Source organism: Leucobacter sp. NPDC058333 (assembly GCF_042726155.1).
Taxonomy (GTDB): Bacteria; Actinomycetota; Actinomycetes; order Actinomycetales; family Microbacteriaceae; genus Leucobacter.
In genome coordinates, this window is the sequence record NZ_JBHXHV010000001.1 from 814,909 (window position 1) to 827,350 (window position 12,442).

A 12,442-nucleotide genomic window follows, 5' to 3' on the forward strand; every position below is an offset into this window, starting at 1 on the left:
TGCTTTGATGGGGGAATGGCCATCGCACCCCTCACCCGCTCGCGCGACGATCGCGTGCTCGCGGGGGTGTGCGGCGGCCTGGCTACGCACCTCGGGGTGTCTGCGCAGGCGGTGCGCATCACGCTGCTTGCGCTCACTGTGCTCGGCGGCGCGGGTGCCGTGCTGTACCTGTGGCTCTGGCTCACGGTGCCGTGGGCGGGGGAGATCGACGGCATCGTTCCGTTGCGCCGCGCGCTCACGAAACCAGCTGGCGAGGGCGAACGACGCTGGATCGGGGCGGTTCCGGGAGTCCAGGATCCGGTGCCGGATCCGGAAGCGATTGTCGAGTCCGCGTCCATTGACGAACTTGACGTCGACCCCGCCGCTGGCCCCAAACCCGCCGCGGAGTCCAAACCCGCCGTTGAGTCCAACCCCGCAGCGAAGCGCCAGCGGCGCGCTCGCTGGCCGATCGCCGAACTGCTGCTCGGGGTCGGGCTGCTGATCGCGGGTGTCGGCCTCGTGCTCGAGCGCACGGGCGTACACCTGCGCCTCGAACTTCTGCTGCCAGGCCTTGCCGTACTCGTCGGAGTTGGATTGACGTGGTGGCAGATCGCCGATCGCGATCGGCCCGATCGGAACGCGCTGCCTCGCGCCCTTGGCGCGCTCGCTCTCGTGGCCGTGGGGGTGCTGATGTTTTTCGTCACAGCCCGTGAGCCCAACGCCTGGACGGTCGTCGGCGCCGCGCTCGCCGTACTCGCCGGAGTCGCACTGGCGGCCGCGCCCTGGGTGCTCCGACTGAACCGCGAGCTGATGGCCGAGCGAGCGGCGCGGGCGCGAGAAGCCGAGCGCTCCGACATCGCCGCGCACCTGCACGACTCGGTGCTGCAGACGCTCGCACTGATCCAGCAGCGCTCGGAGCCGGGCAGTGAGGTGGCCCGCATCGCGCGTGGCCAAGAGCGAGAGCTGCGGGAATGGCTGTTTCGCGCGGCCGATGGAGCACCCGCACCGCATCTCGAAGCCGTCGACACCGAGCTGCGCACCCACGCGGCCGCGCTCGAGGCCGAGCACCCCGTTCGGTTCGAGGTCGTTGCGGTGGGCGCTGGCGAGGGGCTTATTGCGCCAGCCCCAATCGTTGCAGCGGCGCGGGAAGCTATGTTGAACGCGGCCAGGCACGCTGGCGGTGACGTCACCGTGTTTCTCGAGGTGACCCAGGATCGCCTCGCGATCGACGTCACCGACCGCGGCCCGGGGCTCGACCCGAGCAACCTGCCAGAGGGGCGGATGGGCGTGCGCGAGTCAATTCTCGGGCGTATGCAGCGGGCGGGCGGGCGTGCACGCATCGTGCCCGGCCCCGGCGGAGGAACCTCCGTGCGCCTCGATATCCCGCGCGACACAGCGGACGCCACCCCAACCGAACCGACCGACGCACCCCAGGAGCGACCGTGACCCAAGACCAGCCCACGATTCGCATCGTCATCGTCGACGACCACCAGATCTTTCGCACGGGCCTGCGCGCGGAGCTCGGCGCCGAACTTGAGGTGGTCGGCGAGGCGGCGACGGTCGACGAGGCCGTGGCAGTCGTGACGGCCACCGTCCCCGATGTCGTGCTGCTCGACGTGCACCTGCCTGGCGGCGCGGGCGGTGGCGGTGCGGAGGTGCTGCAGCGGCTCGCTGCTCAGCCGACGTCGCGCGGCACGCGCGTGCTCGCGCTCAGCGTGTCAGACGCCGCCGACGACGTCGTGCAGGTGATTCGGGCGGGCGCCCGCGGCTACCTGACGAAGACCGCGTCGGGTGCCGAGGTGACGGCCGCGGTCGCGCGCGTGCACGGCGGCGACGCAGTCTTCTCGCCGAGGCTCGCGGGATTCGTGCTCGACGCGTTCGGAACAGGCGGCGGAGAGACGGCGGCACAGGACGACGAGCTAGATCGGCTCACCGCCCGGGAGCAGGAGGTGATGCGCATGATTGCCCGAGGCTACGCGTATAAAGAAGTCGCCGCCGAGCTGTATCTCTCGGTCAAAACCGTCGAAACCCACGTGTCAAAGGTGCTGCGTAAACTGCAACTTTCCAACCGGCACGAACTCACCGCGTGGGCCCTTTCGCGCCGCTTGTTGTAGTGTCCACGCTGGCGTCGGCGCTATTGCCAACCGGGCAGCCAGAGGTGCGCCCGCCAGAACCACTCGGCAATGGGCGCCCCCGACCACACCGGGAAGAAGAGCAGCGCCAGCGCCAGACAGAACACCAAGAACAACGCGGTCGCGATCCTCACCCCCAGCAGAGTCTCTGCCGAACCGCCGCCCGGGCCCAGAAGCTCGGGCGCGCTCGCCGCAGGCAAGTCTTCCGAGGCGCGCGCGCCGCCGACCTCGACCCGGGGGCGGATCGCCACCCGGCACAGCACGCCGAGCACTATGGCCAGCGCGAGCGCTGAGAACGGCGTGAGCACGACGGCGTAGAACTGAAACACCGCCGAGCGAGACAGCGTGAACACCCACGGCAGCCAGCCCGAGAGGTAGCCAACGACGACGAACGCCCCCGCGGTGACGAACGGATCGGGCCCGCGGCGCGCACGCGCGATCACGAGCCACAGCAGGGCGACCAGCGCAATGACGCCTCCCCAGGTCACGAGTGGATTCGGGATCGGGCTGACCATAGCGGCGCACGCCGACCAGGGGCAGCCATCGCTTGGCCCCCAGTGCGCCTCATACATGCCTGTCGGGCGCAGCGCGAGCGGCCAGCTGAGCGGGTTCGCCGCGTAGGGGTGCGGTGCGCTGAGGGTGCGGTGCCACTCGAGCATGTCGGAGTGGTACTTCAGCAGCGCCGGCCACCACGCTTCCCCGCCGGTGCGGCCCCAGCCACCGGGCGTGAAAATCCAACCGGCCCAGCTCGCGAGGTAAGTGAGTACCGCAGAGGGCAGCGCGATCGCCGCGGTAATGACCGCCTGCAGCGCTGCGCGGCCCGCCGCAAAACGTTCACGCGTGCGCAGTCGCACCACGAGGTCGCGCACGGTCACGAAGACGAGAAACGCGGCGAGCGGGTACAGGCCCGACCACTTGATCGCCGCTGCGGACCCGAATGCTACGCCGGCGGCGAGCAGCCAGGGCCGGCACCACAGCACGGCGATGCGGGGCCGCGTCGCGGGGAATGCGGCACTCGGACCGAGTGGCTGCGAGCGGGCGGAGGTCCACTCGATATCGCGCCACACGAAGAGCGCGCCGAGCACAATCGCGAGCGCGAGAAACCCGTCGAGCAGGCCCACCCGGCTCAGCACCACGTGCACGCCGTCGAGCGCGAGCAAGAGGCCGGCGACGCACGCGATGGTGAGGCTGCGCGTGATGCGCCACCCGAGTCGCATCGTGACCGCGACCGTGAGTACGCCAGCGATCGCGACCGCACTGCGCCACCCCCACCCGGTGCCCGGGCCGAACGCCAGAATCCCGAGGCCGATCAGCCACTTGCCGAGCGGCGGGTGCACCGCGTAGGACGGATCGACAGAAAAACCGATGGCCCGCGAACCGCTCATATCCGGCTCCTCGTCGGGCCACGTCGTGGGGAATCCGTGGGCGAGCTGGCTGATGGCGTCGCGCACATAGTAGAGCTCATCGAACACGAGAGTGCCAGGGCGATCGAGAGCCCACAGCCGCAGGGCGGCAGCGATCATCAGCACCGCCGCGGGTGCGACCCAGGCCACCCACCGAGTTCTCGTCACATCAACAGCGTAGAGCGCAACGCCGATGGGCACGGCGAGGGATACGATGGTGTGGTGATTACGCGGCTCAGCTCATACTTCTTGAAGACCCTCCGTGAAGATCCCGCTGACGCAGAGGTGGCAAGCCACAAGCTGCTCGTGCGCGCGGGGTACATTCGGCGTCAGGCACCGGGCATCTTCGGTTGGATGCCGCTGGGGCTGCGCGTGAAGGGCAAGCTCGAGCAGATCATCCGCGAAGAGATGCTCGCTTCGGGCGCGCACGAGGTGCACTTCCCGGGCTTGCTGCCCCGTGAGCCCTACGAGGCATCGGGTCGCTGGGAAGAATACGGCGAGGCCCTCTTCCGCCTGCAGGATCGCCACGGCGCCGATTACCTGCTCGCTCCGACGCACGAAGAGGTCTTCACCAACATGGTGAAAGACATCGTCACGTCGTACAAGGACCTGCCGCTCGCGCTGTTCCAGATCCAAGACAAGTACCGCGACGAGGCACGGCCGCGCGCAGGCCTGCTGCGCGGGCGCGAGTTCACGATGAAAGACGCGTACTCGTTTGACGCGACCGACGCGGGCCTCGATGCCAGCTATGAGCGTCAGCGCGACGCCTACAAGCGCATCTTCTCGCGGCTCGGGCTCGAATACGTGATCGTCTCGGCTGATGCGGGCGCCATGGGCGGTTCGCGCAGCGAGGAGTTCCTGCTGCCCACGCCGATCGGTGAGGACACGTTCGTGCGTTCGGCTGGCGGTTACGCCGCAAACGTCGAGGCGTACCGCACTCCGGCGCCCGCGGCACTGCCGATTGACGGTCAGCCCGCCGCTCGAGTCTTCGATTCGCCCGAGACACCGACCATCGAGACGCTCGTCGCGCACACGAACGCGGCGCTGCCGCGCGAGGACGGTCGGGAGTGGACCGCGGCCGACACGCTCAAGAACCTCGTGCTCGCGGTGACGCCAGTCGGTGGCGAGCGCGAGATCGTGGTCGTCGGGATTCCGGGCGACCGCGACGCAGACATGAAGCGCGCCGAGGTGGCGTTCGCCGGTGCCGATGTCGAGCCCGCGACCGCCGCAGATCTCGCGCGTCACCCCGGCCTTGTGAAGGGGTACATCGGGCCCGCTCACGTAGCCGCGTCCGGCGAGGTTTCCGCGGCGCTTGGCGCCGAGAGCTCGACCGGCCTGCGGTACCTCGTCGACCCCCGAGTCGTCGATGGCACCGCCTGGGTCACCGGGGCGAACGTCGATGAACAGCACGTCGCACACCTGGTGTTCGGCCGTGACTTCTCGGCCGACGGCGTCGTCGAGATCGCGAGTGTGCGCGACGGCGACGAGGCCCCCGACGGCTCCGGCCCGATCGAGACCGCTCGCGGCATGGAGATCGGCCATATCTTCCAGCTCGGCCGCAAGTACGCCGAGGCGCTCGGCCTCAAGGTGCTCGATGAGAACGGCAAGCTCGTCACCGTGACGATGGGTTCGTACGGCATCGGTGTGACGCGCATCATGGCGATTCTCGCTGAGCTGCACCACGACGACCGCGGGCTGATCTGGCCAGAAGCCGTCGCGCCGTTCAACGTGCACGTCGTTGCGACCGGCCGCGATGCTGCCGTCTACGAGGTCGCTGAGGCGCTCGTTGCGACGCTCGACGGTGCGGGCGTCGAGGTCATGTTCGACGACCGCCCGAAGGTGTCGCCCGGTGTGAAGTTCGGCGACGCCGAGCTGCTCGGCGTGCCGAAGGTCGTCGTCGTTGGTCGTGACGCTGCCGAGGGCTTCGCAGAGGTCTGGGATCGCGCAGCAGGCACGAAAGACAAGGTCGCGATCACAGAGATCCCGGCGCTGTTCGGCGCGTGACGCAAGTGCCGAGCCTGCTTGACTAACGGCTCGGTGCGTTACCCTGGTGGTTCGCCCGCTCGCGCGGGCAATATCTGAATAGACATTTCAATACCCCAGGAGGCCACTCGTGAAGATCGAACTCGTCACGCTGCGACAGCTCGAGCGTGAGAAGGAAATTCCCTTCGACGAACTGATCGAGATTATCGAGCAGGCAATCCAGTCGGCGTACCTGCGTCACGCGGAGAACCAGAAGTTGCCCGTGCCCCGCGAGAGCGACGTGCGCGTCACACTTGATCGCAAGACCGGCGAGATCTCGGTGCTGATTCCCGAGCTCGATGACGACGGTCAGGTGATCGGTGAAGCATTCGTGACGACCGACGAGTTCGGCCGCGTTGCCTCGAGTGCGGCCAAGCAGGTCATTAACCAGCGCCTGCGCGATCTGACCGACGATGCGGTTCTCGGCAACTTCAAGGACAAAGAAGGCCAGATCGTTTCTGGTGTCGTGCAGCAGGGACCCAATCCGCGCATGGTGCACATTGACCTCGGCGAACTCGAGGCGATCCTGCCCCCAGAGGAGCAAATCCCGGGCGAAAGCTACGCGCACGGTACCCGACTGCGCGTCTATGTGACGAGCGTCTCCAAGGGCACCAAGGGCCCGCAGGTCATCGTCTCGCGCACGCACCCGGGTCTCGTGCGGAAGCTCTTCGAACGGGAAGTGCCAGAGCTCGCTGAGGGGCTCGTCGAGATCGTGTCGCTTGCGCGCGAGGCCGGTCACCGTACCAAGGTCGCTGTGCGGGCAAAGCAGGCAGGGATCAATGCGAAGGGCACCTGCATCGGCGAGATGGGCAGCCGCGTGCGCGCTGTCATGAGCGAGCTCGGCGAAGAGAAGATCGACATCGTTGACTACGCGCCTGAACTGCCCGCATTTGTCGCGAACGCGCTGTCGCCCGCAAAGGTTACCGACGTGTTCATGCTGAACGAATCGCTGAAGCAGGTGCGTGCGCTCGTTCCCGATTTCCAGCTCTCGCTCGCCATTGGCAAGGAGGGGCAGAACGCCCGCCTCGCTGCAAAGTTGACGGGCGCGAAGATCGACATCCAGCCCGATTCGATCATGAACGACTAACTGCCGAACACGAATATTCGGCTCCACGTCGCTGCGGCGGCTGGGGGAGCCGTGACCGGTTGTGGCCCTGCCTGAGAGCGGGGCCACAACCGGCAGTGCTGAATGTGGGGAAGCTGGTAAGATGGTTCCGGTTCGGACCTGTGTCGCGTGTCGCAAACATGCGCCGCGCACGGAATTGCTGCGAGTGGTGCTGCACGAAGATCGACTAGTCGTCGATGATCGCGCGGTTCTGCCGGGGCGAGGCGCCTGGGTACATCCCAAGCATCAGTGTCTGGATCGTGCAGTGACGAGAGGAATCCTCCTCCGGGCACTGCGAGTGTCGGGGAAGCCCGACACGAGTCCCTTAGAGAACAGGCTGAAAACACTCATGGACAACTAATGAGCGGCTCACGATGAAGCCCGTCGGCTAATTAATGGTTCTCGCCTGTCTGGCGTGAACCCAGACAGGAGAAATGTGGCAAACCCACGCGTACACGAGATCGCTGCGGAGATCGGTGTAGATAGCAAGGTCGTACTGGCCAAGCTCAAAGACATGGGCGAGTTCGTCAAGGCGTCCTCGTCAAGCATTGCGCCCCCGGTGGCGCGCAAGGTCAAGGCTGCCCTCGAGGCAGACGGCGTGACCAAGCCCCAGGGCGAAGGCGATGCGGCTGCGAAGCCCGCCGCCAAGAAGTCAGGTGGCGCACCCAAGCCCGGCCCGAAGCCGGCACCTAAGCCCGAGACCCCGGCACCGGCTGCTCCGGCGCCCGCGGCCGAGGCGCCCGCCAAGGAAGCTCCGGCGGCCGCAGCGCCTGCTGAGGCTGCACCGGCGAGCGAGCCGAAGGCTGACTCCGTCAAGCCCGGCGCGCCCAAGCCCGCTGCGGCAAAGAATGCTGACGCCAAGGGTGCTGACGCCAAGCCGAGCTCCGGCTCAAAGCCTGGCGGCCCCAAGCCCGGTGGCCCGCGCCCCGGCAACAACCCCTTTGCTTCGAGCCAGGGCATGGGCATCCCCCGTCCCCCGCGTCCGGGCAACAACCCGTTCGCTCCGAACCAGGGCATGGGTCGTCCCGGCGCTGGCGCAGGTGCGGGCGGCGGCGCAGGTCGCCCCAACCCGGGGAACATTCCTCGTCCCGCTGCACGCCCCCAGGGTGGCGGCGCAGGTGGCCCCGGTGGTCGTCCAGGTGGCCCCGGCCGCCCGGGTGGCGGTCGTCCGGGTGGCGGCGGAGGCGGCTTCAACCGTCCCGGCGGCACCGGTGGCGCTCCAGGCGCTGGCGGCTTCGGCGCTCCGCGCCCTGCCGGTGGCTTTGCCGGTCGTGGCCGTGGCGGTCGTGGCGCAGGCACCGCTGGTGCATTCGGTCGTGGCGGCTCCAAGAGCAAGGCACGCAAGTCGAAGCGGGCAAAGCGGCAAGAGTTCGAAATGCGGGAGGCCCCGTCGCTTGGCGGCGTGAGCGTACCCCGTGGCAATGGCTCGACGCCGGTTCGCCTGCGTCGCGGTGCGTCGCTGTCGGACTTTGCCGACAAGATCGACACCAACGCCTCGAACCTCATCACCGTGCTCTTCCACCTCGGTGAAATGGCGACGGCGACCGAGTCCCTCGATGAGGCAACGTTCCAGATCCTCGGCGACGAACTGGGTTACAAGATCCAGGTCGTTTCCCCCGAAGACGAAGATCGCGAGCTGCTCGAAGGCTTCGATATTGACATCGAGGGCGAGCTCGAAGACGAGGGCGACGACGTGCTGCAGGCGCGTCCGCCGGTTGTCACCGTTATGGGCCACGTCGATCACGGTAAGACCCGACTGCTCGACGCCATCCGCAAGGCTGACGTCGGTGGCGGTGAGGCCGGTGGCATCACGCAGCACATCGGTGCGTACCAGGTACACACTGAGCACGACGGCATCGAGCGCGCGCTGACCTTCATTGATACCCCGGGTCACGAGGCGTTTACCGCCATGCGTGCTCGTGGTGCCCAGGTCACCGACATCGCGATCCTCGTGGTTGCGGCTGATGACGGCATTATGCCGCAGACCATCGAGGCGTTGAACCACGCGCAGTCGGCCAACGTGCCGATCGTTGTCGCGGTCAACAAGATCGATAAGGACGGCGCGAACCCCGAGAAGGTTCGCCAGCAGCTCACGGAGTTCGGTCTGCTCTCCGAAGAGTGGGGCGGCGACGTCATGTTCGTCGACGTCTCTGCGAAGAACAACATCGGCATCAACGAACTGCTCGACGCTGTTCTGCTCACGGCTGATGCGGGCCTCGACCTGCGCGCGAACCCCAACAAGGACGCACGCGGTGTCGCGATCGAAGCGAAGCTCGACAAGGGTCGCGGTTCGGTTGCAACCGTGCTCATTCAGTCGGGTACGCTGCGCGTCGGCGACGCGATCGTGGCGGGTACCGCCTACGGCCGCGTACGTGCGATGAGCGACGAAAACGGCGATCCGGTGCTCGAGGCTCTGCCCTCGCGTCCGGTTCAGGTGCAGGGTCTCTCGAGCGTTCCGCGCGCGGGCGACAACTTCATCGTGACGTCCGAAGATCGCACCGCTCGTCAGATCGCTGAGAAGCGTGAGGCAGCTGAGCGCAACGCGATGCTCGCCAAGGCACGCAAGCGCATCAGCCTCGAAGAGTTCACAAAGGCGCTCGAGGACGGCAAGGTTGAGTCGCTCAACCTCATCATCAAGGGTGACGTGTCGGGTGCCGTTGAGGCGCTCGAGGAGTCGCTCATGAAGATCGAGGTGGACGATTCGGTCCAGCTCCGCATTCTGCACCGCGGCGTCGGCGCTATCACCGAGTCGGACGTGGATCTTGCCACGATCGACAACGCGATCGTCATCGGCTTCAACGTGCGCCCCGACGTCAAGGCTCGCGAGCGCGCAGCGCGCGAGGGCATCGACATCCGGTTCTACAACGTCATCTACAATGCGCTTGATGACATTGAGGCATCGCTTACGGGCATGCTCAAGCCGGAATACGAAGAGGTCCGGTCGGGCGTCGCCGAGATCCGCGAGGTGTTCCGCTCCTCCAAGATCGGCAACATCGCCGGTGTCATCGTGCGCAGCGGTACGATCACGCGTAACGCGAAGGCCCGCGTCATCCGCGAGGGCGTCGTCATCGCCGATGGCCTCGCCATCGAGTCGCTGCGTCGCTTCAAGGACGACGTCACCGAGGTGAAGACGGACTACGAAGCCGGTATCGGCCTCGGTAAGTTCAACGACATCCAGATCGGTGACGAGATCGAGACCACTGAAATGGTCGAGAAGCAGCGCGACTAGTCGAACACGCAGTACGGCAATGGGCCGGTCAGTTCCTCACGGAGCTGACCGGCCCATTGCCGTTGTCAGGGTGCGGCGAGTGTTAGGCGAGTTGCTGCACACGGACCGTGTTGCCGGCGGGGTCGCGAAACGCGAAGTCGCGTGATCCCCAATCCTGCTCCATCGGCTCCTGGATGACCTCGACCGAGGAGGCCTCCACGCGTTCGTATAGCGCATCAAGGTCGTCGGTGGCGAACACGACAGAGGCGTAGGCGCCCTTTGCAATCAGTTCGTTGATGGTCTGTCGCTCGGCGTCGGTGAGGCCCGGGTCGACTGCCGGGGGCGTGAGCACAATCGACGTGTCGGGCTGGTCGGCGGGGCCGATGGTGACCCAGCGCATGGCCTCGTAGCCGACGTCGTTGCGAACCTCGAATCCGAGCACATCGCGGTAAAACGCAACGGAAGCTTCGGGGTCGAGGTGGGGGAGGAATGTGTGGTGAATGTTGATCTTCATGTGTGCCACGTTAGTCCTGCGATTGCGGCGGTACTTCTCGATTCCTGATCGGTTTCGTGGCGCGCATCGTGATGAATCCGGGCAGCCCAGTGAGCGGCGGAATGCCCTCGCGACGATACCGCCCGGGCGGCATGCCCACCACCTCTGTGAAGCGCGTCGTGAAGGTGCCGAGCGAGCCGTAGCCGACGGCGAAGCAGATCTCGGTCACACTCAGATCCCCGCGTCGCAGCAGCGTCATTGCGCGCTCGATGCGGCGGGTCATGAGGTAGCTGTAAGGCGATTCGCCGTAGGCCGCGCGGAACTCGCGGCTGAGGTGACCGGCCGAATAGCCGACCCCGCGAGCGAGCGCCTCGACGTCGAGTGGCTTCGCATAGTCGCGGTCGATGCGATCCCGAACACAGCGAACCCGTTCGAGGTCGCGGATGCGTTGAACTGCCCGATCCTGGCTCGCCATCGATCCTCCTCCGTACATGAGAGAGGCCCGCGCCGCTCAACTGAGCTGCGCGGGCCTCATCTACGATGCGTGACCGCTAGACGCGATCGAAACGGCGGCCGAGCGGGCTCGGCGGCAGGAACATAAAGACGAGCACGACCAGCGGGCCCGCGTACGGAATGAAGCTCAGGAAATAGAACGGTCCCGCGAAGTTCGCGTCGTGGAATCGACGCCACGCGATCGCGAGGCTCGGCACAATCATCGCCAACATCAGGACGAAGACGAGGCCGAGTCCGATGAAGACAAGCGCGAGTCCAACCCCGCCCGCGGGCGCCATGGAAGCCGAACCGTAGCCGTCGCCGTAGCTGTCATCGTAGGAGTATGAGGAGGCGCTCGCACTCGCAAGCATGACGGCACCGGTGATGTAGATGATCATCGGGATGAGTTCCACGAGGAACGCGAACAGCACGATCCACCAGTACTCGCTGCGCGACGCGCGGCCGCTGAAGTTCGCGTAGTTCTTGAAGAATCGACGGATCGACTGGGAGAACGTCGCGCCGTAGAGCGGGCGGCTCAGGTCTTCGGGGTCGCTTGCGCCATTAAAGGGCTCGCCAGGGCCAGGGTAACCGGTCACGCCGGCCGCGTAGGCCGGTGCCGATGCGTACTGCGGCTGCGGCTGGTTCGGGTAGAGCGAGGCTGCCGGAGGGGCATAGGGTGCCTGCGGCTGCTGCGGCTGCTGCGGCTGCGGCTGCTGCTGGTAGCTCGGCTGCTGGTACTGCGGGGGAGCGTAATTCGGCTGCGCCGGCTGTTCGGGCTGCGCCGGCTGTGCGGGCTGCGCCGGTGCGGCAGGCTGACCATCGGGCTGAGCGCCGGGAACGGACTGGCCCTGCTCCGGATTCTGACCCTCGGGCTGTGCCGGGTTCTCGGGGGTGGGCGGGTACGTCATGGAGACGCCTCCTTCGATGTAATCGTCGCGTACGTGTGACGACTTCCATCGTAGAGGGATATCAGTGCATCAACCCGGAATGTCGCAGCGGTAGGCTGATCTCATGAGTAATCCACGGGCGGGAAAAGTCGCCGAGCGCATCCAGCAGATCATCGCGAGGCGTCTCGAGAAGGGGCTGCGGGATCCGCGCCTGGGCTTCGTCACAATCACCGACGTGCGCGTCACCGGCGACCTGCAGCAGGCGAGCGTGTTCTACACGGTGTACGGCGACGAGAAGGAACAGGCCGACACCGCAGCGGCGCTGAAGGCGGCGACCGGCATGCTGCGCACCGAGGTCGGAAAGCAGCTCGGAACACGCCTCACCCCCGTGCTCGAGTTCATTCATGATGAGCTCCCTGAGAGCGCCCAGCACCTGAACGAGTTGCTCGCAGAGGCGAAGCGGCGCGACGACGAAGCGGCAGCGCTTGCTTCTGGTGCGCAGTACGCAGGCGAAGAAGACCCCTACGTCAAGCCGCGCGAGGCCGAAGAAACGGACTAGCGCGCCGGCGCCCGCCGCCGCCGAGCCCGTCGGCGCCCACCCCCTCGGCGCCGACCCCCTCCCGGCGCCGACCCCCTCGGCGCCCACCGAGAGGCGGCGGAAAAAACCGCAAAAAAACCCGAGTAAAAGGGGGGTTTTTGGGGGCCGCGCGGGGGGGCAGGT

11 protein-coding genes are annotated in these 12,442 nt (G+C 66.8%); 7 read left to right on the forward strand and 4 right to left on the reverse strand.

Going from position 1 to position 12,442, the window contains the following annotated elements; translation table 11 throughout:
* Positions 1-15 precede the first annotated feature (15 nt).
* Complete coding sequence (locus ACFWHR_RS03660; protein WP_382446913.1) at positions 16-1,425, forward strand: PspC domain-containing protein; 1,410 nt, start codon at positions 16-18, stop codon at positions 1,423-1,425.
* Positions 1,422-2,093 (forward strand): response regulator, encoded by a 672-nt coding sequence (locus tag ACFWHR_RS03665; RefSeq protein ID WP_382446914.1) that lies wholly within the window; start codon positions 1,422-1,424, stop codon positions 2,091-2,093. Before ACFWHR_RS03660 ends, ACFWHR_RS03665 begins: the two co-directional genes overlap by 4 nt.
* Positions 2,094-2,113: 20 nt before the next feature.
* On the opposite strand, the gene ACFWHR_RS03670 is transcribed toward ACFWHR_RS03665, so the two are convergent.
* Positions 2,114-3,682: a dolichyl-phosphate-mannose--protein mannosyltransferase gene (locus tag ACFWHR_RS03670; protein WP_382446915.1), complete on the reverse strand. Its 1,569-nt coding sequence runs from the start codon at positions 3,680-3,682 to the stop codon at positions 2,114-2,116.
* A gap of 54 nt (positions 3,683-3,736) precedes the next feature.
* Between ACFWHR_RS03670 and ACFWHR_RS03675 the strand changes: the two genes are divergently transcribed.
* The 4 genes from ACFWHR_RS03675 (at position 3,737) to infB (ending at position 9,870) form a co-directional block, all read left to right on the forward strand.
* Complete coding sequence (locus tag ACFWHR_RS03675; protein WP_382446916.1) at positions 3,737-5,518, forward strand: proline--tRNA ligase; 1,782 nt, start codon at positions 3,737-3,739, stop codon at positions 5,516-5,518.
* 109 nt (positions 5,519-5,627) lie between these two features.
* Positions 5,628-6,623, forward strand: coding sequence for a transcription termination factor NusA (gene nusA / locus ACFWHR_RS03680; protein WP_382446917.1), 996 nt, complete (start codon positions 5,628-5,630; stop codon positions 6,621-6,623).
* Positions 6,624-6,744: 121 nt separating this feature from the next.
* Complete coding sequence (locus ACFWHR_RS03685) at positions 6,745-7,002, forward strand: YlxR family protein (protein WP_382446918.1); 258 nt, start codon at positions 6,745-6,747, stop codon at positions 7,000-7,002.
* 75 nt (positions 7,003-7,077) lie between these two features.
* Positions 7,078-9,870, forward strand: a complete 2,793-nt coding sequence (gene infB / locus ACFWHR_RS03690; RefSeq protein WP_382446919.1) for a translation initiation factor IF-2 — start codon at positions 7,078-7,080, stop codon at positions 9,868-9,870.
* Positions 9,871-9,952: 82 nt separating this feature from the next.
* Here the strand turns inward: infB and ACFWHR_RS03695 are convergent, their stop codons facing one another.
* The 3 genes from ACFWHR_RS03695 to ACFWHR_RS03705 all read right to left on the reverse strand — a co-directional run bounded on the left by ACFWHR_RS03695 (position 9,953) and on the right by ACFWHR_RS03705 (position 11,742).
* Positions 9,953-10,363, reverse strand: a complete 411-nt coding sequence (locus ACFWHR_RS03695) for a VOC family protein (RefSeq protein WP_382446920.1) — start codon at positions 10,361-10,363, stop codon at positions 9,953-9,955.
* Between the two features lie 10 nt (positions 10,364-10,373).
* Positions 10,374-10,817 carry a helix-turn-helix transcriptional regulator gene (locus tag ACFWHR_RS03700; protein WP_382446921.1) on the reverse strand — a complete coding sequence of 148 codons (444 nt, stop codon included), beginning with the start codon at positions 10,815-10,817 and terminating at the stop codon, positions 10,374-10,376.
* Positions 10,818-10,893: 76 nt separating this feature from the next.
* Positions 10,894-11,742 (reverse strand): DUF805 domain-containing protein, encoded by an 849-nt coding sequence (locus tag ACFWHR_RS03705; protein ID WP_382446922.1) that lies wholly within the window; start codon positions 11,740-11,742, stop codon positions 10,894-10,896.
* A gap of 103 nt (positions 11,743-11,845) precedes the next feature.
* On the opposite strand from ACFWHR_RS03705, the gene rbfA reads away from it, so the two are divergent.
* Positions 11,846-12,280: a 30S ribosome-binding factor RbfA gene (gene rbfA / locus ACFWHR_RS03710; RefSeq protein WP_382446923.1), complete on the forward strand. Its 435-nt coding sequence runs from the start codon at positions 11,846-11,848 to the stop codon at positions 12,278-12,280.
* Positions 12,281-12,442 lie beyond the last annotated feature (162 nt).

Excerpts from the sequence above, each read along its gene's own strand:
- ACFWHR_RS03660 (WP_382446913.1), top strand. The coding sequence starts at position 16 with ATGGCCATCGCACCCCTCACCCGCTCGCGCGACGATCGCGTGCTCGCG.
- ACFWHR_RS03685 (WP_382446918.1), top strand. The coding sequence starts at position 6,745 with ATGGTTCCGGTTCGGACCTGTGTCGCGTGTCGCAAACATGCGCCGCGC.
- ACFWHR_RS03695 (WP_382446920.1), bottom strand. The coding sequence starts at position 10,363 with ATGAAGATCAACATTCACCACACATTCCTCCCCCACCTCGACCCCGAA.
- ACFWHR_RS03700 (WP_382446921.1), bottom strand. The coding sequence starts at position 10,817 with ATGGCGAGCCAGGATCGGGCAGTTCAACGCATCCGCGACCTCGAACGG.
- ACFWHR_RS03705 (WP_382446922.1), bottom strand. The coding sequence starts at position 11,742 with ATGACGTACCCGCCCACCCCCGAGAACCCGGCACAGCCCGAGGGTCAG.
- rbfA (WP_382446923.1), top strand. The coding sequence starts at position 11,846 with ATGAGTAATCCACGGGCGGGAAAAGTCGCCGAGCGCATCCAGCAGATC.